The 20,091-nt window shown below is 59.0% G+C and carries 19 protein-coding genes and 1 riboswitch; of the genes, 5 read left to right on the top strand and 14 right to left on the bottom strand.

The window, feature by feature from the left end; genetic code table 11:
• Positions 1 to 26: 26 nt before the first annotated feature.
• The 9 genes from E0E20_RS10305 to E0E20_RS10265 form a co-directional block, all read right to left on the bottom strand.
• Positions 27 to 1,973, bottom strand: coding sequence for an ABC transporter ATP-binding protein (locus tag E0E20_RS10305; RefSeq protein ID WP_130838123.1), 1,947 nt, complete (start codon positions 1,971 to 1,973; stop codon positions 27 to 29).
• Between the two features lie 34 nt (positions 1,974 to 2,007).
• The gene (locus tag E0E20_RS10300) at positions 2,008 to 3,756 is read right to left on the bottom strand and encodes an ABC transporter ATP-binding protein (protein ID WP_130838122.1); all 1,749 of its coding nucleotides are present in this window, start codon (positions 3,754 to 3,756) and stop codon (positions 2,008 to 2,010) included.
• Positions 3,753 to 4,307: a MarR family winged helix-turn-helix transcriptional regulator gene (locus tag E0E20_RS10295; protein WP_165444069.1), complete on the bottom strand. Its 555-nt coding sequence runs from the start codon at positions 4,305 to 4,307 to the stop codon at positions 3,753 to 3,755. Before E0E20_RS10295 ends, E0E20_RS10300 begins: the two co-directional genes overlap by 4 nt.
• Positions 4,308 to 4,479: 172 nt before the next feature.
• On the bottom strand, positions 4,480 to 4,977 hold the full coding sequence (locus E0E20_RS10290) for a QueT transporter family protein (RefSeq protein WP_130838120.1): 498 nt from the start codon (positions 4,975 to 4,977) through the stop codon (positions 4,480 to 4,482).
• A 116-nt stretch (positions 4,978 to 5,093) separates the two neighbouring features.
• A complete protein-coding gene (locus tag E0E20_RS10285) occupies positions 5,094 to 5,525 on the bottom strand; it encodes a PH domain-containing protein (RefSeq protein ID WP_130838119.1) in 432 nt (143 codons plus the stop codon).
• Entirely contained in the window at positions 5,497 to 5,805 is a 309-nt protein-coding gene (locus E0E20_RS10280) for a barstar family protein (RefSeq protein ID WP_278045072.1), read from the bottom strand. Before E0E20_RS10280 ends, E0E20_RS10285 begins: the two co-directional genes overlap by 29 nt.
• Before the next feature lie 86 nt (positions 5,806 to 5,891).
• Complete coding sequence (gene rbr / locus E0E20_RS10275; RefSeq protein WP_130838118.1) at positions 5,892 to 6,539, bottom strand: rubrerythrin; 648 nt, start codon at positions 6,537 to 6,539, stop codon at positions 5,892 to 5,894.
• Positions 6,540 to 6,629: 90 nt separating this feature from the next.
• On the bottom strand, positions 6,630 to 7,841 hold the full coding sequence (locus tag E0E20_RS10270) for an acyltransferase family protein (RefSeq protein ID WP_130838117.1): 1,212 nt from the start codon (positions 7,839 to 7,841) through the stop codon (positions 6,630 to 6,632).
• Complete coding sequence (locus E0E20_RS10265; RefSeq protein WP_130838116.1) at positions 7,838 to 8,245, bottom strand: hypothetical protein; 408 nt, start codon at positions 8,243 to 8,245, stop codon at positions 7,838 to 7,840. Before E0E20_RS10265 ends, E0E20_RS10270 begins: the two co-directional genes overlap by 4 nt.
• A 151-nt stretch (positions 8,246 to 8,396) precedes the next feature.
• Here E0E20_RS10265 and E0E20_RS10260 point away from each other — a divergent pair, with 151 nt between their 5' ends.
• Positions 8,397 to 8,939, top strand: a complete 543-nt coding sequence (locus E0E20_RS10260; protein ID WP_130838115.1) for a gamma carbonic anhydrase family protein — start codon at positions 8,397 to 8,399, stop codon at positions 8,937 to 8,939.
• Positions 8,940 to 8,948: 9 nt separating this feature from the next.
• Here E0E20_RS10260 and E0E20_RS10255 read toward each other — a convergent pair whose 3' ends face one another.
• Positions 8,949 to 10,259, bottom strand: coding sequence for an HlyC/CorC family transporter (locus tag E0E20_RS10255; protein WP_278045071.1), 1,311 nt, complete (start codon positions 10,257 to 10,259; stop codon positions 8,949 to 8,951).
• Between the two features lie 248 nt (positions 10,260 to 10,507).
• Between E0E20_RS10255 and E0E20_RS10250 the strand changes: the two genes are divergently transcribed.
• The 4 genes from E0E20_RS10250 (at position 10,508) to E0E20_RS10235 (ending at position 14,284) form a co-directional block, all read left to right on the top strand.
• Positions 10,508 to 11,524 (top strand): metal ABC transporter solute-binding protein, Zn/Mn family, encoded by a 1,017-nt coding sequence (locus tag E0E20_RS10250; RefSeq protein WP_242622755.1) that lies wholly within the window; start codon positions 10,508 to 10,510, stop codon positions 11,522 to 11,524.
• Positions 11,514 to 12,329 carry a metal ABC transporter ATP-binding protein gene (locus tag E0E20_RS10245; RefSeq protein WP_130838114.1) on the top strand — a complete coding sequence of 272 codons (816 nt, stop codon included), beginning with the start codon at positions 11,514 to 11,516 and terminating at the stop codon, positions 12,327 to 12,329. The genes E0E20_RS10250 and E0E20_RS10245 overlap by 11 nt, the downstream gene beginning before the upstream one ends.
• A 15-nt stretch (positions 12,330 to 12,344) precedes the next feature.
• Entirely contained in the window at positions 12,345 to 13,241 is an 897-nt protein-coding gene (locus E0E20_RS10240; RefSeq protein WP_130838113.1) for a metal ABC transporter permease, read from the top strand.
• A 113-nt stretch (positions 13,242 to 13,354) separates the two neighbouring features.
• Entirely contained in the window at positions 13,355 to 14,284 is a 930-nt protein-coding gene (locus E0E20_RS10235) for a metal ABC transporter permease (protein WP_130838112.1), read from the top strand.
• Here the strand turns inward: E0E20_RS10235 and E0E20_RS10230 are convergent.
• The 4 genes from E0E20_RS10230 to E0E20_RS10215 form a co-directional block, all read right to left on the bottom strand.
• On the bottom strand, positions 14,254 to 16,017 hold the full coding sequence (locus E0E20_RS10230) for an ABC transporter ATP-binding protein (RefSeq protein WP_442911482.1): 1,764 nt from the start codon (positions 16,015 to 16,017) through the stop codon (positions 14,254 to 14,256). The genes E0E20_RS10235 and E0E20_RS10230 overlap by 31 nt on opposite strands.
• A gap of 31 nt (positions 16,018 to 16,048) precedes the next feature.
• The gene (locus tag E0E20_RS10225; RefSeq protein WP_130838110.1) at positions 16,049 to 17,929 is read right to left on the bottom strand and encodes an ABC transporter ATP-binding protein; all 1,881 of its coding nucleotides are present in this window, start codon (positions 17,927 to 17,929) and stop codon (positions 16,049 to 16,051) included.
• Between the two features lie 85 nt (positions 17,930 to 18,014).
• Positions 18,015 to 19,325 carry a D-alanyl-D-alanine carboxypeptidase family protein gene (locus E0E20_RS10220; protein ID WP_165444068.1) on the bottom strand — a complete coding sequence of 437 codons (1,311 nt, stop codon included), beginning with the start codon at positions 19,323 to 19,325 and terminating at the stop codon, positions 18,015 to 18,017.
• A gap of 65 nt (positions 19,326 to 19,390) precedes the next feature.
• A complete protein-coding gene (locus E0E20_RS10215; protein WP_130838108.1) occupies positions 19,391 to 19,918 on the bottom strand; it encodes a folate family ECF transporter S component in 528 nt (175 codons plus the stop codon).
• A gap of 54 nt (positions 19,919 to 19,972) precedes the next feature.
• A riboswitch (THF riboswitch) is annotated at positions 19,973 to 20,067 on the bottom strand.
• Positions 20,068 to 20,091 lie beyond the last annotated feature (24 nt).

The following is a 20,091-nucleotide window of genomic DNA, read 5'->3' as shown; positions in this document are numbered from 1 at the left end:
AACACGGTTTTTCCCCTCCCCTCGTCTTACCCCGCCAGCTCCGGCCTCTTCCCGGTATAGAGCTGATAATACCTGCCTTTCTTCTCCATCAGTTCGTCATGGCTCCCTTTCTCCACAATGCGGCCGTTCTCAAGAACCACAATCACATCACTGTTGCGGATCGTGGAGAGCCGGTGCGCGATGACAAAGCTGGTCCGCCCGTGCATCAGCCGGTCCATGCCGTTCTGCACAATCTTTTCGGTGCGGGTGTCGATCGAGGATGTCGCCTCATCCAGAATCAGCACCGGCGGATCGGCGATCGCCGCCCTCGCAATGGCGAGAAGCTGGCGCTGTCCCTGCGAGAGGTTTGAGCCGTCGCCGTGCAGCTCCGTCTCATAGCCCTGCGGAAGACGACGGATGAAACTGTCCGCATTCGCGAGCTTCGCCGCGGCGACGACCTCCTCGTCCGTCGCATCCAGCTTGCCGTAGCGGATATTGTCGGCGACCGTCCCGGTGAAGAGATGGGTATCCTGCAGCACCATGCCGAGCGAGCGGCGCAGGTCTTTCTTGGATATCTTGTTGATGTTGATGTTGTCGTAGCGGATCTTGCCGTCCTGAATATCATAAAAACGATTGATCAGATTCGTGATCGTCGTCTTGCCCGCTCCGGTTGAGCCGACGAGAGCGATCTTCTGCCCCGGCTCCGCGTGGAGCTGAATGTCGTGCAGCACCGGCTCTCCGTCCGTATAGCCGAAGTCGACATCATTGAATGTGACGTCTCCTGCAAGAGGCACATAGCTCGTGGTATCCGTCGCCTTGTGATAGTGCTTCCATGACCAGAAGCCCGTGTGCTCATTCGTCTCCTCGGTGTTCCCGGCCCCGCGGACATTCACCAGTGTCACATAGCCGTCGTCCGTCTCCGGCGTCTCGTCCAGCAGGCGGAAAACGCGCTCTGCACCCGCAAGCGCCATGAAAATCGAGTTGATCTGCATGGACACCTGATTGATCGGCATGGAGAAGCTCTTGTTGAACGTAAGGAAGCTCGCCAGCGCGCCGACCGTGAAGCCCGCATAGCGGTTCAGAGCCAGCATTCCCCCCACAAGAGCACACAGCACATAGCTGGTGTTGCCGAGCTGCGTATTGATCGGCCCCAAAATATTCGAGTAGGCGTTCGCCTGATAGGAACTCCGGTACAGCTCCTCATTTCTTCTGTCAAATTCCCGGATCGACTCTTCCTCGTGGTTGAACACCTTGACAATCTTCTGCCCGGTCATGGTCTCTTCGATAAAGCCGTTCAGAGAGCCGAGGCTCTTCTGCTGCTCCACAAAGTTTCTGCCGGAGATCTTTGTTGCGGACATGGAGGCCGCCAGCATCAGGGCCACCATCACAATCGAAAGCACCGTCAGCGGAATCGACAGCACCAGCATCATAGAGACAATGCTGACGATCGTGATGCCGCTGTTCAGGAGCTGGGGCAGCGACTGGCTGATCATCTGACGCAGCGTATCAATATCGTTGGTATAGATCGACATGATGTCCCCGTGCGCGTGAGTGTCAAAATAGCGGATGGGAAGTGATTCCATGTGTTCAAACAGCTCGTTCCGCAGTCGGTTCAGCGTGCCCTGATTCACGTAGGTCATCACGACGGACTGCGTCAGCGCCGCCCCGATGCCGATCAGATAGAACACCGCCACTCTCGCCATCGCATGGAGGAGCGGCGAATAGTTTACCGCACGGCCTGCCTCCGCCGCCTCCCGAAGCGGCGTGATATAGCTGTCGATCAGCGTTCTCGTGAACATGGTACCCTGTACGTTGGCGAGCACGGAGACGACGATGCAGACCGCCACCACAATCATATAAACCGGATAATACCGGAACACATACCCGAGCGTCCTGCGGAGAAGCCGCCCCGGATTCTTTATCTTCGGCCGGGGCATGCCGCGCCGTGCGCCGCGTCCCGGACCATTGACTGCCTTTGCCTTTTCCTCTGCCATATCCTCTATCCTCCGCCGCTTACCGGCAAGACCTTTATCTCTTCTCGTCAAAATCCGCATCCGGACCTGCGCCGGTCTGCGACTCGTAAATTTCACGATAGATCGCATTGCCGGCAAGCAGCTCTCCGTGAGTACCGAAGCCGTTGATCTTCCCGTCCTCCATGACGATGATGCGGTCCAGCTCCTGCACGCTCGAAATGCGCTGCGCAATGATAAGCTTTGTGGTTCCCGGGATCTCTTCGCGGAGCGCCCTGCGGATCTTCGCATCGGTCGCCGTATCCACCGCGCTCATGGAATCGTCGAGAATCAGCACCTTCGGCTTCCGGATCAGAGCCCGGGCAATGCACAGGCGCTGCTTCTGTCCGCCGGATACATTGGAGCCGCCCTGCTCGATGTAGGTATCATAACCGTCAGGAAATTTCTGAATGAATTGATCCGCGCAGGCCAGCTCACACGCTCTGCGGCACTCCTCCTCGGAAGCATTTTTGTCTCCCCAGCGGAGATTGTCATAGATGGTTCCGGAAAACAGAACGTTTTTCTGAAGAACCACGGAGACGCCCTCCCGAAGCGCCGCCATGTCATACTCCCGGACATCGTGTCCGCCGACCAGAACCCGGCCAGCCGTGACATCGTACAGACGGCTGATCAGACTGACAAGACTGGACTTTGCCGAGCCCGTGGCGCCGATGATGCCCACGGCCTCCCCGGCATGGATCTCCAGATTGACATCTTTCAGCACCGGCTCCGCCGAGCCCGCGCGATAGGCAAAATCGACATGCTCAAAGCGGATGTCCCCGGAGGAAACCTCCATGAGGGGCTCCGCCGGATTCACAAGAGAGCTCTTCTCCTCTATGACCTCCGCAATGCGTCGGGCGCTCGCCTCGGACATCGTGATCATGACAAAGACCATGGAGACCATCATGAGCGACATGAGAATATTCATGCAGTAGGTCAGAAGACTCATCAGCTCGCCGGTGGTGAGGGACCCCGCCACAATGGAGCGCGCGCCGAGCCAGCTTATGATAAGAATGCTGGCATAGACCGTTCCCATCATGATCGGCCCGATTCCGGCCAGATTGAGCTCCGCTTTCACGAACATCAGATAGATGTTCAGCGCGGCCTTTTTTAATTTTCCGATCTCATAGTCCTCCCGGACATAGGCCTTGACGACGCGGATCGCCGAGACATTTTCCTGCACGCTCTCGTTCAGTGCATCATAGCGCTCGAACACCTTTTTGAAATACTTCGTCGTGCGGCGCATCATGAAGCCCATCACCACGGCGAGGAAGAGAACTGCAATGAGATAAATGCTCGCGAGCCGCGGGCTGATGATAAAGGACATGACCATCGCGATCACCATCGTCATCGGCGCCCGCACCGCCATACGCAGTATCATCTGGTAGGCATTCTGAATATTCGTGACATCCGTCGTCAGTCTGGTGACAAGGCTGGGGGGCGAAAACCGGTCGATATTCTCAAAGGAATAGGTCTGAATATTATCGTGCATCGCCTTGCGGAGATTCCGCGCAAAGCCCGCCGAGGCTTTCGCCCCGTGAAAGCCTCCCAGTATTCCGAAGAGGAGACCGAAGAGCGCCACGACGACCATCGTGAGGCCTGTGCGGACGATATACCCCATGTCCCCGCCGTAGATGCCGTTGTCAACAATGAGGCCCATCTGCACCGGAATAATCATTTCGCAGCTCACCTCGCCGACCATCCACACCGGCGTCAGCAGTGACGGGAGTCTGAATTCCCCGATTTGCTTTGTCAGAGTTCTGATCATAATGTCTGTTCTTCCTGCCTTTCGTTCTTCTCTGTCTTTCGGGGATTCTCCTGCTGCCGAGCTTCCCTGTAGCCGCAAAGATTCCGGTAGATTTTATTCATCAGCCGGTGACACTCGCCGGTTTCCTCGTCGGTGAAGCCCCGGGTCAGCGCCTCGTTGCACGCCTGCCGCTCTGCGTTCTGCATCTGCATGAGACGGCGCCCCTTTTCCGTGAGCATGATATTTCGGCAGCGGCGGTTATCCGGATCCACGGTCTGCTGAACCAGCCCCTTTTCCTCCATGCGGCTGAGAATCCCGTTCATGGTCGGATGCTTGACGTGCACCGCCTCGCAGAGCATTTTCTGCGTGATCCTCCCCCCCGGAGAGGAGTCCAGATAATACAGGACGCCCATCTGTGAAAAGGTGAGCTCAGCCGCCCGCATCCGCTCATTGACCATGCTCCGGAACTGCTCCTGAATGAGCTTGAATTTGTAGCCGAGAGATGCATCCTCAAAACGGTGCCGCTCCCTCTCCTGCGGTTCATTGCCGCCATGACCTGCCGTTGTCTCCATCCTGCCGTTCCCCCCCCCATATGTAGCACAGTACATGTCACAACAACTATAATACGTAGCAGGCTACCTTAATGTCAAGAAGATATTAAAAAAAGACCCGGCGCGCGGATCTCCTTTTCCTCTGCAATCATGAAAAACGGACGGACAGCAGAGCTCTGCCATCGCCTCCGGCTCACCCCGTTTCCCCGAAAATCTGGCTGCGGATCGGGAGAAGCGCCGCAAGGAGGAGGCTCCCGAAAATCACACAGCAGATGATCTCTCCCGCACCGACCGTCAGCATCTGAAACGGCACGCCCCCGGGGATATGGTAGGCATAGGTGAGCACAAACGGGATGATGAGCGCATTGCTCACCACCGGCGGAAGAGTGCACAGAAAGCGGTGCTTTCGGAGGATGCGCGTTCCGACCGCGCCGATCAGCGTCGCCAGCGTCCCGAAAATAATATCGAAAATACTGCTGCCGGTCACCAGATTAGCGGCAAAGCAGCCGACCGCAAGACCGGGAACCGCCGCCGGGGTGAAAAAGGGGAGAATGGTCAGCGCTTCGGAGAAGCGTACCTGCACGGCGCCGCTGGCGAGATCGAAGCCCGCCGCCGCGGCGGTAAGAACAACGTAGACAGCGGCTATCATGGCCGCCTGAACAAGATAAAGAATACTGCGATGCTGCTTCATAAAAATTCCCCATGCCGAAGCATTTTTTAGCGAGGCACGCGCCACAAAAGCGCGCAGGCGGTTTTGCGGCTGCGATCATGGGCTATTTGGGCTTCGGCACAAATAGCCGTGTAAATCTACTCCCGATCGTCGGGAATGCCGTCTCCGTCGAAATCGCCCGGAACGTCATCCTCTCCCGCATCCTCACGCGAGTAGTCCCGCATATCCTCTCTGGTATAGACGCGATTCTCCCGGCGCGCCTGCTCCACCATACCGGAGAGCTTCTCTTTGATTTCCATGGAGTTTTTGATATTCAGAATATCAAAATTTTTCAGCGTGTGATCCGAGGAATCGCAGTGGATGGTTCCCGTGCCGATGATACGCTGCCACAACGACCGCGTGAGGCTCACGTCCGTGATGCGGTAGAGGCGCACCTCATCCTCGCGGGAATTGAGAAACCCCGTGTCGATGAAAAGGCGGTCCCTGTCCAGCTCATAGACCGTAAATGTCCACGGAAGTCCCAGAAAGTTTCTCTTTCGATCATGCCATATTGCGCCCTGATGTCTCATAAGCAGCCTCCACGAGCCGGATATCCCCGTTTTCCTCCGCCGCGTCGGAAATTGTCCGGAGAACCCGGTCCACATAGCGGTCGACCGGCCGCGCACGCCACGGCCTGTCGATCCGTATCTCCGTCACTTCCGTCATATCGGTCAGAATGTCATACAGCGCGTCCAGATTGCGGCCGTAGTAGGACGGCGGCGCAAGCTTCTCTGCAAGCATATCATGAATCGCTGCGACCTCATCCCTGCCTGTGTACTCGCCGTCCTCCGCCTGCGGCGCAGAAGACACTGGCGATGCAGAGGATGCTGACGGTGCAGTCCCTGTGCTCCTCCCGCAGGCAGCAAAAAGCCTCTGCGACACGATGATTCCGCGCGTCAGAAGTTCTCGGCGTGCACCTCAAAATAGCTCTGCGGATGCTTGCAGACCGGGCAGACCTCCGGAGCACTGGTTCCTACGACGATGTGACCACAGTTCCGACACTCCCAGATCGTCACGCCGCTCTTCTTAAATACTTCCATGTTCTTTACATTGGCAAGGAGCTTGCGGTAGCGCTCCTCATGGTGCTTCTCAACCTCCGCCACGCCGCGGAACTGCACGGCCAGATCATGAAAGCCCTCTTCCTCAGCATCCTTGGCCATGCGGTCATACATATCCGTCCACTCGTAGTTCTCACCCTCTGCCGCGTGAAGAAGATTCTCCTCCGTATTCCCGAGAAGCCCGAGATGCTTGAACCAGAGCTTTGCATGCTCCTTTTCATTGTCAGCCGTCTTGAGGAAAAGTGCTGCGATCTGCTCGTAACCGGCCTTTTTCGCCACCGAAGCAAAATACGTATATTTATTTCTCGCCTGAGATTCCCCGGCGAACGCCTCCAGAAGATTCTTCTCCGTCTTCGTTCCGGCATAGGGGTTCGCCGCGCTCTCCTTCAGTTCGGTAAAGACTCCCGTCTTTCCGCACTGCGGGCAGACCTCCGGCGCCTTGTCTCCCTCGTACACATAGCCGCACACACTGCATACAAATTTCATAGCTTTCTCCTCTCCTGTGATGTAATTGCCGATGTGTGACACGGATCGCTCCATCGCTGTGCGATTCCCGCAATCCTGCAAACATTTATATTATAACCGAAAGCGAGACTTTGCGATACGACTGCGGCGAAGAAGCACATGAAAAGCCATACAGAGCGCAATGGCCGCAGCCGCGGCCGCTGCTCCTGCAAGAAGTGCGGCTGCCCCGCTCCCGCGCCGCCAGAGCGCCGCGGTTCCCGGAAGAAGTTGGAGCAGCACGACCGGGAGCTTATGAAACAGCAGAATGAAAAGGCTGTCCCGTCCCACGGCTCCCAGCCATCGGACGCCGCGCAGCAGCCATGCCGCAGACAGCGCCGCGGCACACCCCGCGAGCGCAGCGAGATAAAAGAGAAGCGCGCTGTTTCCGTAATTCAGATCGCGCACCTGTGCAAAGCCGTTTCTGCGGCAGATGACAATCAGCGCCGCCGTCCCTGCCGGGAGCACAAATACCGGCAAAACCGTCCGCAGTGCCGGCGCTGCGGCGCGCCCTCTCCCCCGCGCTCCTCCTCCAGCCTGTCCATCGAAATCATGAAAGCGTTCCGCCCGCAGCGACCGGAGCAGAATCCCCATCTCAAAAAAACCGGACATCCCGACTGCCGCCTCCGCAGACCACGGCAGCGCCGCCGCACCGGCACGGGCGTACCACTCCGCCGCGGCGAACGAAAGCAGGCAGAATACAAGACGCAGAAAAGGGCACAGCACACCCGCAGAGACAGGAAACCGGCTGCGCGGCAGGGCCATCGCTCCGGTCAGTCCCACGATTCCCCGCTCCCACAGGTCACAGAGGAGAGACGCAGCAAACAGGCAGGGGAGAAACCAGAGCGGCTCGTTCCACTTCATCATGCCGCTTCGGGAATTTCCCCAGAGCATACCCAAAAGGCTCCGGAGCACCCCTGTGCGCACCTCCGGAACACCAAGCCTTGCTCCCGCCGCCGCGCCAAGAAACGAGAATACGGCGATACTGAACAGTGCCGCGGCGAAATACGGAAGCATGAGGGAACGCAGCCGTTTCCGCACAAACACCGTCCAGCGTCTCTCTCTGCGGTATGTCATGCCTGCCAGAAGAAAAAAGAGCGGCACGGAGAAAGCAAACAGGAGCTGCCGGAGAAACCCGCCGCGCAGAACATGCCCCAGCACAATGAGCAACATGCCCAGTCCCCGCGCAGCGTCGATTGTTCTGATCCGCCGCGCCGCTTCCCCCGCCGCCGCGCCGCCGGAAGACAAGGCGGCATGAGAGCGCGCCGTCTTTTTGTCCCTGTTCACTTCATAATCGGCGCGGACCAGTATGCCTTATGATAAATATCCGTAAAGCGATAGCAGATCCGGAGCGCGCCGTCCCCCAGCGTCATAAGATTCACGCGGTCGCCGTTGAAGAGCGCCGACACATAGCCGGTGCGGACCGCAGAGTCCCCGTCCTGCGTCGTGTCCATGCGGTAATAGGCTACCGGCTGTCCCTCAATCGCGACCCACGCGCCCGAGAGATACTCCGTGAGCGCGTCGTCCTCCATCACCTCACGGCCGGCGCTGTAATACCCCGTATTGTCCCCGGTAAGACCGTTGATGGCGGAGTAGCCGCCCCCGAGAAAGCTCTCCAGAAGAGAGCTGATGAGCTCGGTATCGGCCGCACCGGTGATATTCCGTTTTCTTCCCTGTGGTCTGTCCGCCATATGCTTATCTTTCTCCGTTCGGCCGTTTTTGCCATACACCGCCCGCAGGGGCGGCACAATGCGCTATAATCTTTTGTGTAAACCATGACGCGCCCACGCCCGCTGCCCGCAGGCCCGCCGCTGTTTCCGCAGTTTTTGAAAGGACAATGCCATGCCCTATATTGATAAGGACGCTTACATTGCAGAGGATGCCGCGATTCTGGGAGATGTGACCATCGGAAAGGACTGCAGCGTATGGAACCACGTCACCATACGCGCCGACCGCGCTGCCGTGACCATCGGCGAGGGAAGCAACATACAGGACAACGCCGTGATCCACATGGACAGCGGCCTCCCCGTCGTAATCGGACAAAACGTCACGATCGGGCACAGCGCCATCGTGCACGGCGCAGTCGTCGGCGACGGCTCTCTCGTCGGCATGGGCGCCATCCTGATGAACGGCTCCGTCATCGGAAAAAACTGCATCATCGGCGCGGGTTCCCTCATCACCCAGAATACCGTCATCCCGGACGGCTCCCTCGTTCTCGGCGCTCCGGCAAAGGTCGTCCGTCAGGTGACGCCCGCCGAATGCGCGCAGACCGCCGCAAACAGTGTCTCCTACATCGAGGAGGCGAGACGATACCGGGAAGCGCCCCCGAAGCGGTACCGCGCTGCGGAAGAGGCATCCGCAGCCAAAGAACCGTCTCCACGCTGATCCGCTTTCTCAGGCATCCCGACGGGCATCCGCCGTTTCCTCCGCAGCCGCCTCTTTCTTCTCCGGGTCCGCCAGCGTCAGGCGGATCCGCACAATGCGGTTTCCGTCGACCTCGATGGCACGGATATGATTGCCCGCGCTGTCCTCTGCCGCCTCCCCTTTCTCCGGGATATGATCGAGGAGTCCGATCAGATAACCGCCGATGGAATCATAATCGTCGCTGGTGAGATTGCAGCCCACGGCATCGTTGAGATCGTCCAGCCGGCAACTCGCCTCGACGAGATAATCCCGGGGCCCCACTTTCCGGATCTCATTCAGCTCGTCCTGATCATATTCGTCGCGGATCTCTCCGACAATCTCCTCCAGTATATCCTCCATGGTGATGATGCCGACCATGCTGCCGTATTCATCGAGCACAATGGACATCGTGACCGATGCCTTGCGCATTCCAAGAAACAGCTCATAGGTATTCTTGAACTCATGCGTGAAAAAGGCGTCCCGGACAAAATCCCGGATATTGAACTTCCGGCTCCTGTCCCGAAGCAGAAGATCCTTCATATTGAGAATCCCTATGATATGATCCGGCGTCTCCTCATAAACCGGCAGTCGCGTGAACTTACCCTCGGAAAAGAGCTGCAGCAGCGCCTCATAGTCCATCGACACATCGGCGCAGACCACGTCCACGCGGGGAACCATAATGTCCCGCGCCTGCGAATCCGTCAGATCGAACACGTTATTGATCATCTCTTTCTCGTCGTTCTCTATGATCCCGTCCTCATGGGACACCTCCACCATCGTCCGGAGCTCCTCCTCCGTCGTGGCGGTGCTCCGCGTTTTCGGGTCGACGCGCATAAGGAACAGAACCGCGCGGGAGAGAGAATTGACGAACCAGATCACCGGCGTCAGCGCCGCCATCAGAAAGCGGATCACGCGAACGCAGCGCATGACATAGCGCTCCGGACGGATCGCAGCGGCCGTCTTGGGCGAGACCTCGCCGAAGACAAGAATCAGCAGCGTAATCACACCGGTTCCGAGCGTCACCGCAAGATTCCCTCCCAGTCCGGCCGCCATCACGGACGTGATCGCGGATGCCGAGAGATTTACGACGTTATTGGCGATCAGAATCGCCGACAGCATTTTAGTCTGGTGGTTTTCGATCAGATCCAGCGCAAGCCTTGCTCTTGCATTTCCGTCGTCAGCCATGCTGCGCAGACGCAGACGGCTGATGCTCATAAGCGCTGTCTCCGCAGAGGAAAAATACGATGAAAGATAAATCAGAATAATCAGAACGACAATCAGAATTATACTATCTGGGCCCAAAATCAGATCACTCTCCTTGATTCAGCTGGCTGTTTCCGGCTCTGTTTTCTAAAATTATCCGCTATTTTTTTCGTTTCCGCAACAGAATCCGTCATCCCCATTGACAGGAGAACAATTTTGTCTATAATTTTAGTTAGCTATAACTAACTTGCAGTCTTACATACCTGCGTATGACCCAAAAGCTGCGCCAACCAGACAACATACAGATATTCAACCACTGATAAAATTCAGAAATCGAGGGTTATTTTTTGAAAAAACCGCTTGCTCTGCTGACCTGCTGCGCGCTGCTTACCGGCTGCGGCGCAGTCTCTTCTCTCACCGCATCCGCAGAAAACACGCTCTCCCCGGAGGCGATGTCCGGCAGCGGGGAACAGGACGCTGCGTCATCCGCTCCGACAGAAATGCCCGGTGAAAGCGCTCCGCTCCGCGTCACGGTGACGACCTCTTTTCTGCAGGACATAGTGTCCGTGCTCGCTCCGGACTGCACCGACGTCACGCTGATCATCCCCGCCGGGGAAGACCCGCATACCTACGAACCCAAACCCGAGGATATCCGGAAACTCGGGGACGCGGAGCTCATTCTCTATCACGGCCTCCATTTTGAGGGAAAAATGATCGAGCTTCTTGAGGCCGAGGGCGGCGTCGCCGTCTCCGCGGGCTTCGCGGAGAGCGAGGTCGGAAGCATGGAGGAAGACGGCATCCGGATCATCGACCCCCATTTCTGGTTCGACATTGATCTCTATAAGAAAGCCGTCTCTGCCGCCGCGGACGCTCTTGCAGAAAAGCTCCCTGAGCACAGCGCCGCGATCCGGACAAACTGCGCAGACTATCACGCCGAGCTGGACGAACTGGACAGCTACATCCGCAGTCGTCTGGCGGGCATCCCGGAGGAGAGCCGCATCCTTGTCACACCGCATGACGCGTTCAACTATTTCTCCCGCCGCTACGGCATGGAGGTCCGCGCGCCGCAGGGCGTGAGCACGGATGCCGAGCTGTCCAACCGGGAGATGGCGGAAACCGCGGAATACATCGTGGAGCATCGGATCCGCGCAATCTTCGCCGAATCGACCACCGATCCCGCGCGGATGGAAAAGCTCCGCGAATCCTGCGCATCCAGAGGCTTCTCCGTCACGGTCGTCCGCGGCGAGGGGCGGGAGCTTTTCAGCGACTCTCTCGCCCCCGCCGGACAGGACGGCGACAGCTATATCACCATGTACCGGCACAATGTCGATCTCATCGCCGAAAATCTCAGCTATGAACCATAATACAGAGCATAATGCAAGCCGCCACGCAAAACACAATATATCCCGCAGCGCGAAGCTCTCCATCCGCGAAAAAGATATCCGACATTCCGCCGGGCCGGTAATCCATGTGGAAAAGCTCGGCGTCGCCTACGGCGATACACTGGTTTTCCGCGGTGTCACCGCCGATGTCGCACCGCGAACTCTGACCGCCGTCATTGGCCCCAACGGCGCGGGCAAGTCAACGCTGATCAAGGCGATTCTGCGCTTTATCCGCCCCTTTGAGGGACAGGTCACGCTGTTCGGGGAGCCTCTGGAGAGAGTCCGCCGCCGGATTGCCTATGTCCCTCAAACCGCGGCCGTGCGCTGGAATTTCCCGATCACCGCCGGAGAGGTGGTTCTGATGGGGCGCTATGCCCGGCTCGGCTGGTTCCGCAGACCCGGCGCGGCCGACAGAGAACGGGCGGAGCAGGCGCTTGAGGAAATGGAGATCGCCGATCTGCGGGACCGGCAGATCGCGCAGCTTTCCGGCGGACAAAAGCAGCGCATTTTCATCGCCCGTGCGCTCTGTCAGGATGCGGAGCTCCTCATCATGGACGAGCCGCTTGCCGGTGTGGATCATCGGAGCGAACGCATCATCATGAGCCGAATCCGGGAGCTGCAGGCGGAGGGCAGAACCATACTCTGCGTTCACCACGATCTCCACACCGTACCCGGCTATTTTGACCATGTTCTCCTCATCAACCGGCGCATCATCGCGCAGGGGCCGACCGCCCGCTGCTTTACGGAGGAAAATATCGCCCTGACCTATGAAGAAAAAGGGCCTTAAGGAAAGGCGATTATTATGTTGAATCTTCTTCTGTCTTATGATTTCTGGGTCGTCGCCCTCGGAACGACCATACTCGCCGTCACAGCCTCTCTAATCGGATGCTTCAGCGTGTTCCGGGGACAGGGGCTTGTCGGCGATGCCATAGGACATGCAAGCTATGCCGGCATCGTGGCGCTCTTCATGCTGTTTCATACGCGAAGCCCCCTTATTCTGATGGCCGGCGCGGTGCTTGCCGGCGCCGCGGCCTATGCGGTCATTCAGCTGATCGCCCGCTTTACCCCGGTGGAGCCGGATGCAGCACTTGCCATCGTTCTGACCGGCTTCTTCGGGCTCGGTATGGTTCTGAAAAGCTACATTCAGGGGCATCCCGCCTATGCCATGGCGACACAGGCGGGACTTCGCAGCTATTTGTTCGGCTCCGCCGCCTTTTTGATGAAAGAGGACGTCCTTACCATCACCGCGGCCTCGGCGCTCGCCGGCATACTTTTGCGGCTCTTTTTCAAGGAGGTTTCCGCCAGCATCTTTGACCGCGGCTTTGCCGCCTCCATCGGGATCCGGACGGCTGCGGTCGATGCCGTGCTGCTGATCCTGATGATTACTTTCATCGCGCTGGGACTGAAAAGTGTGGGGGCCGTCCTCATTTCCTCACTGCTGATCATCCCCTGCATCTGCGCCGGGCAGCACTCCAGAAAGCTGAAGAGCGTGCTCCGGATCGCAGGCTTCGTCAGCGGCCTCAGCTCCTTTGCCGGAACTCTCATCAGCACTGCCGTCAGCGGAATTTCCACCGGACCAATGATCATTCTCTGCATGGGGACGGTCACCGTCCTGTCCATGCTGCTCGGACGCTGCGGTCTGCTGCGGCGTTATCTGAACAAAAAGGAGATCGTGCAAAAAATCACGCCGATGCGCTGATTTTTTGTACAGCAATTTGTGCCGAAGCCCAAATTGCCTTTGATCGCAGCCGCAGACGCCGAAAACGCCTGCGGCGCGCGCCTCGCACAAAGTGCTTCGGCAGGGTGATTACTTTGCTCTCAGTTCTCTGGACATTGATTGCCACCGCGCTGGCCTGCGGCGTGCTCGGCCCTTTTCTCGTCCTGCGCCGCGCCTCGATGATCGCGGACGCGCTGTCACATTCGATTCTTCTCGGGATCGTCCTCGCTTTCATGCTCGCGGGGACGCTGGATAGTCCTGCCCTTGTGCTCGGCGCGGCGCTGTTCGGCATTCTCACCGTCGCCCTTGTCGAGCTGCTCGAAAAGAGCGGGCTCGTCGCCCCGGGCGATGCGCTGGGCGTCGTATTCCCCCTGTTTTTCTCACTCGCCGTCATTATCATCACAAAATACTTCCGGAACGCGCATCTCGATGTGGATATGGTTCTCATGGGCAATCCGCTCTTTGCCCCGTTTATCCGGGTATTCGGCATCCCGCGGGCCATGCTGCGCATGCTTCTCATGCTCGCCGTCAACCTCGGCTTTATCCTGTCCGCCTACCGCCCTCTGAAGATCAGCACCTTTGACCCGGAATTTGCAAAGCTCACGGGCATACGGACCGGCCCGCTTCACGGCGTGCTGATGCTCCTCACCGCGCTCACCTGCGTGCTCGCCTTTGACAGTGTGGGCTCCATCCTTGTCATATCCATGTTCGCCGCCCCGGCCGCCTGTGCCTGCATGGTCACAAAGCGTCTTTCTGCGGCACTCCTCCTCACTGCCGTTTTCAGCAGCATCAACGCGGGGGCAGGCTACGCCGGCGGCATGCTGTGGAACGTATCGGTTTCGGGCATGTGCAGCGTCTCGGGACTGGCTCTTCTCCTCGTCCTCATGCTCTTTCGCCGGCAGGGGCTCCTCCGCACGGTCCTGCATACCCTCCGCCTGCGCTTCCAGCGCTCCCCGCTCCGTCTTCTGATCCCGTCTCCTGACCCGGAGGGCAATCAGCCCGTCCGGACGAACTGGGAGTTATAGAGCTCCCGGTAGAAGCCGCCGTCCGCCATCAGGCTCTCATGTGTCCCTCTCTCGATGATTTTCCCGTCCCGCATAACCAGAATCAGGTCCGCGTTCCGTATCGTCGACAGACGGTGCGCCACGACAAAGCACGTCCGCCCCTCCATCAGCTTGTTAAAGGCCGACTGGATAAAAAGCTCCGTCCGAGTGTCAATGCTCGAGGTCGCCTCGTCGAGAATCAGCATCGGCGGCAGACAGAGCATAACGCGGGTGATGCACAGGAGCTGCTTCTGCCCCTGACTCAGGCTGTCCTCGCCGATCACCGTGTTCAGTCCCTCCGGCATGCGCCGGATGAAGCTCCAGCTGTGCGCCTCTTTTGCCGCGGCGATAATCTCCTCCTCCGTGGCCTCCGGCTTCCCGAACGCAATGTTTTCCCTCACCGTGCCGCTCCGCAGCCAGCTGTCCTGCAGCACCATGCCGAAGCTCCGGCGGAGCGACGCCCGGGAGACGCTCCGGATCTCATGACCGTCGACGCGAATCTCTCCGCTGTCCGTGTCATAGAAGCGCATCAGCAGATTGATGAGCGTCGTCTTCCCGCAGCCCGTGGGACCGACAATGGCGACCCGGGTTCCCGGCGCGGCGCGCAGCGTGAGGTCCTCGATAAAGGGCCTTGTCTTATCATACGAAAACGCCGCCTCCGACAGCTCCACCTCGCCCGACACCGGGGGCAGCGCCGTCCGGGGAGAGGCCGTCTCGGGCTCCGCCTCAATCAGCTCAAACACCCGCGCCGCGCAGGCCATCGCATTCTGGAGCTCCGTGACGACGGCGCTGATATCATTGAACGGCTTCATGTACTGATTGGCATAGCTGAGCAGCACCGACAGCCCGCCGACCGTAAGGTGACCCGCCAGAATGAGAAAGCAGCCGGCAATGGCCACCATCGCATAGATCACGTTATTGACCGCACGGGTGCAAGGATTCGTGAGGCTGCTGTAAAAAATCGCCCGCAGGCTGCACTCCGACAGCTCCTCGTTCAGCCTCGCAAAGCGGGCCGAGAACCTCTCCTCACAGCCAAAGGCCTGCACGAGCTTCTCATTGCCGATCACCTCCTCGATCAGCGCCGTCTGCTCACCCCGCGTCTCGCTTTGCCTGCGGAACATGGTAAAGGAGCGCTTCGCGATAAAGCCGGCGACCTGAAAGCTCACCGGCGTCATCACGAGCACCAGCAGCGTGATCAGGGGGCTTTTCCCGAGCATGAACACAATGGTGCCGAGAATCGTGATTCCCCCGGTGAAAAGCTGCGTAAAGCCAAGGAGCAGCCCGTCGGAGAGCTGATCCACATCCGCGATCACGCGGCTCACGACATCCCCCGTGCTGTGCCGGTCGAGATACGACAGAGGAAGACGCTGGAGCTGCCGGATCGCTCTGGCGCGGATATCCCGGACAACCCGGTAGGTCAGGCTGTTGTTGATCTGATTCATGATCCAGTTTGCAAGCCCGCACAGGACCACCAGAACCAGTATGCGGGAAAGCGCGCGCCCCACAGCGGCAAAGTCTACCCTGTGCGCCGCGGCGATGCCGTCGATCGCCTCGCCGAACAGAATCGGCACATAGAGCTGGAGCAGCACGGACACCGCCGCCAGCAGAATACTGAGCACAAGCAGAATCCGATAATGTCCTATGAAGCGCAGCACTTTCCGAAAGGTTTCCGCACTCTCCCGGTTCAGGAGCGCCGCTTTCTTTTCCTCTTTCATCGCTTTGTCCGCCATGTTCTTCCGCTCCCCGTTATATTCCGGACTCCGGACGCTCCTCCGGAAACTGTGAATAATGAATCTCCTGATAGACCGGGCAGCTCTGCATCAGCTCCTCATGCGTTCCTCGTCCCGTGAGCCGCCCGTCGTCCAGAACAAGAATCTGATCCGCGCCGCGGAGCGAGGCCGTTCTCTGCGAGACAAGAAACACCGTCATCTCTCCGGGGAGCTCTTTCAGAGCCTGCCGGAGACGCGCATCAGTGGCATAGTCCAGAGCGCTCGCGCTGTCGTCCAAAATCAGGATGTCCGGCTGCCCGACGAGGGCCCGGGCAATCGTAAGTCTCTGCCTCTGCCCTCCGGAAAGATTCCGTCCGCTCTGCTCGATGAGACTGTCCAGCCCTCCCTCCCGGCTCTCCACAAAATCCAGCGCCTGCGCCGTCTTAAGCGCCGACCGGAGCGCGCTGTCCGGGGCGTCCGGATCCGCCCAGCGCAGGTTTTCACGGATGCTTCCCTTAAAGAGAACGGCTTTCTGCGGGACAAGACCGATGCGCGAGCGGAGCTCTTTCTTTCCGCAGCGGCGGACATCTTTTCCGCCCAGCTCGACCGCTCCCTCCGTCACATCATAGAAGCGGGGAATGAGCTGCACCAGCGTGGACTTGCCGCTCCCGGTTCCGCCGATGATGCCTACGGTCTCCCCGCGCCCTGCCTCAAAGCTGATATCCGTGAGCGCCGGGGCGCCGGCCCCCTGATAGGAAAACGTGACGTTCCGGAAACGGACCGCCGGTTCTTCCACTCCGGACGTGCGGGCTGCCGGAGATGCCGCCCCCTCCGCCGCCTCAGCCGCCTCTCCCGCGGGAAGAACCTCTGCGGACCGAATTTCCGTGCTAGGAAATTCCGCGGATGAAAATTCTCCGGTCGAAAATTCTCCGGGTGAAAATTCTCCGGATGAAAATTCCGAGGCCGGAAATTCCATTCCCGGCTCCGCCGCCAGCACCGACGAGACCCGTCCGGCGCAGGCGATGGCCCGGTTGATGGTGATGATGAGAGAGGCGAGCTTGATGAGCTCCACGATCATCTGCGCCATGTAGTTATAGAGCGCAACCAGCTCTCCCTGCCCCATGCCGCCGCTGTTCACCTCGACGGCCCCGGTCCGGATCAGCACCACGGCGGCCGCGTTGACCATCACATAGGTGACAGGATTCATCAGCGCCGATAGGCGCCCCACAAGCAGATTCATCCGGGTCAGCGCCTCGTTCTTCGCGTCAAAAGCCCGAATCTCATCCTCCTCCCGGCAGAACGCGCGGATCACCCGCACGCCGGTCAGGTTTTCGCGCGCCGCGCCGAGCACGCGGTCGAGCGCCGCCTGCGCCCGCGAAAACAGCGGAATACTGACAAACATGATGCCGTACACCACCACGCTGAGCGCGGCGATGGCGGCCGCAAAAATGAGCCCGCTCCGGCCGTGAATGGTAAACGCCATGATCATCGAGCCGAATACGATGAACGGACTTCGGAGCAGGAGGCGGAGCGTCATATTGAGCCCGTTCTGCACCTGATTCACATCGCTCGTCATCCGCGTAATTAACGTGCCGCTCCCCAGCTTGTCCAGCGCCGCGCCGGACAGGCTCTGCACATGGTCGAAGAGATCCTGCCGGAGGCGCGCCGCAAAGCCTACGCTGACCTTTGCCGCGAAAAATTGCGCGGTGACGCTGCAGGCAAGTCCCACCGCGGCAAGGAGCAGCAGCAGAAAAAATTCTCCTATAAGATAGCCTCTGCGTCCCGGGAGCCCGACGTCGATCATCCGCGCGATGACCAGCGGCACCAGAAGATCAAAGAATGCCTCCAGCATCTTGAACGACGGCGCAAGAACCGTCTCTTTCTCATATCCCTTCAAATATTTCAGAAGTCGTCTCATTCCGAATCCTCATGCCGAAGTGTATTGTGCGAGGCACGCGCCAAAGCAGCAGAACGGCCGCAGCTTAACCCGCCGCGGCCTGTTTTCAACGCATATAAGCCGAATACATGGCGACATGGTCATAGATACAGCGCCATGCGCTCCACGTGTTCGCTGTCACGCAGATATAGTTTTTCCCGGAGTCCGACACGGCAAAGCTGGCCGCGCAGTTCCCCGACTGATTGACGAAGCCGGTCTTCGCGCATTCCACGGTTCCGCCCGTCTCCTTGTCCTCGATGCGCCGGAGGAACCAGTTGGAAATCGTGATGCCGTCCGCATGCTCCGCCGTCGCGCTCGTCGTATAGGTACGCGCGGACAGAACCTCGCGCAGCAGCGGATTTTCCACCGCCGCCTTGAGGATCATCGCCATATCTACGACCGTGCAGCGATTCTCCTCATTAAATACGCCGATGCAGGTCGTAAAATGCGCTGTCCCGCCGATCCCCAGCGAGCGCGCTTTTTCATTCATCTGCTCGACGAAAGCCTCCTCCGAGCCCGCGCAGTATACCGCAAGTCCCAGCGCCGCATCACCGCCGGATTCAAGAATCGTCCCGTACAGCAGATCCCTCACCGTCACCCGCTCGCCGATATCCCAGTTCACCGCGCTGCAGTCGTGCGAGAACACATAGTCCGTGATCTCCTGCGTGATGACAAAGCTGTCGTCAAGCTGTTCCGGCGTAATGGTATCTGCCGCCGTAAGAACCGTGAGGATTTTGGTCATGGAGGCCGGATAAATGACCGTCCCGCTGTTTCGTTCCGCAACGATTTCTCCGGTATCGAGGTCGATCATAACCGCGTATTCGCTGGTCACGTCAGTATCCTCCGGAATGACCGCCGTAAGTGAGCTTTTCTCCGGCGAGTACCCGGCGAAGAAGCCGGACTCATTTTCCACGCTCTCCGCCTCGGCCGACTGCTGCGCCGCCTCCTCCACTGCCTGCGCCTCGGCCATTCTGGCCGCTTCCTCTGCCGCTTCCTGAACCGCCGCCGCTTCCTCCGCCGCTTGTACGTTCTCGATGCTCCCCGAAATATGGAGCCACACCGCGGCGCTCACGGCAAAGAGGATAGTCGCGACAGCCGCCCCCATCATGGTCCGATAGATGCGGAGCTGCCGCTTTCGTCTGCGGCAGGCCTCTTCCCGTGCCCGGCTCCGCCTCCTTGTCCGCCGCCTGCCGTCCTCCGCGCTCCGAAGACCGGAGCCGTACTCCCGCTCGTATTCCCGGTTTTCCGGAAAGCCTGTCCGCTTCCGGAACGTCCTGTCACGGTCCGGGTCGTCCCGGTATCCGCCGTAATTGTCCCTGTCCCCGCCGTCGCGGCGCGGGCGGCCGGAAGATCGGCCTGAATATCTGTCGTATGCCATGAATCCTTACGTCGTATCCTTCATTGATGTTCTTAAATTAGATTAAATACTCTTTATTGATATTCTCATTGATTCTCCCGAAGATTCGGAAGACGCACCCTGTCATAGAAAACAGCGGTCAGAAAAGCGTTGAGCGGAATGAGAAGCAAGGTCTGCGGGATCCGCGTGAGCCATGTCGCTCCGAACGGCAGCCTGTACATCACGGAAATCCCGAGCGTCGTAAAGCCCTGCGAGGTAATCATCATCATGCCCGCCACGACCGGCAGCAGGCGCAGGAGCTTTCCCTGCACGGAGGCTCCCTTTCGGATGAAGCTCCCGAGAAGTCCCGGTATCACGCCCGTCAGAACCGCCGAGCAGGTGATCAGAGGATTCGGCGCATAGCCCGAAAACGCACAGCCGAGCATATCGCCGACAAAACCGATTGCCCCGCCGAAAACCGGCCCCAGCCACAGTCCCCCCAGCATGACCGGTACCGAGCTGACGGAAATGCGGAGCGAGTGGCCGATGGGGATGGAGACAAGACGCGAAAGAACCACGTTCATTGCAATGAGCACGCCTGCGTAAGCAAGCGCGTAGGGAGAGTATCTTTTCATGCTTTTCCTCCTCGACGCGTTGCTGCTGCACCGAAGAGGACAGTCTTCGGATGTAGTAGCGGAAGCGGCACCGCATCGCGGCCATCCGGCCTTCGTCCATGGTCAACATCCCGTACTCATGGCACTTTACGCGCGATACCTACTCTACACATCTTCTGTGAATATGATATTGA

This window comes from Lachnoclostridium sp. Marseille-P6806, assembly GCF_900625025.1.
Classification (GTDB): domain Bacteria; phylum Bacillota; class Clostridia; order Lachnospirales; family Lachnospiraceae; genus CAG-791.
The sequence above is the reverse complement of the archived record's forward strand: the minus strand, read 5'-3'. Positions and strand labels throughout refer to the sequence as shown.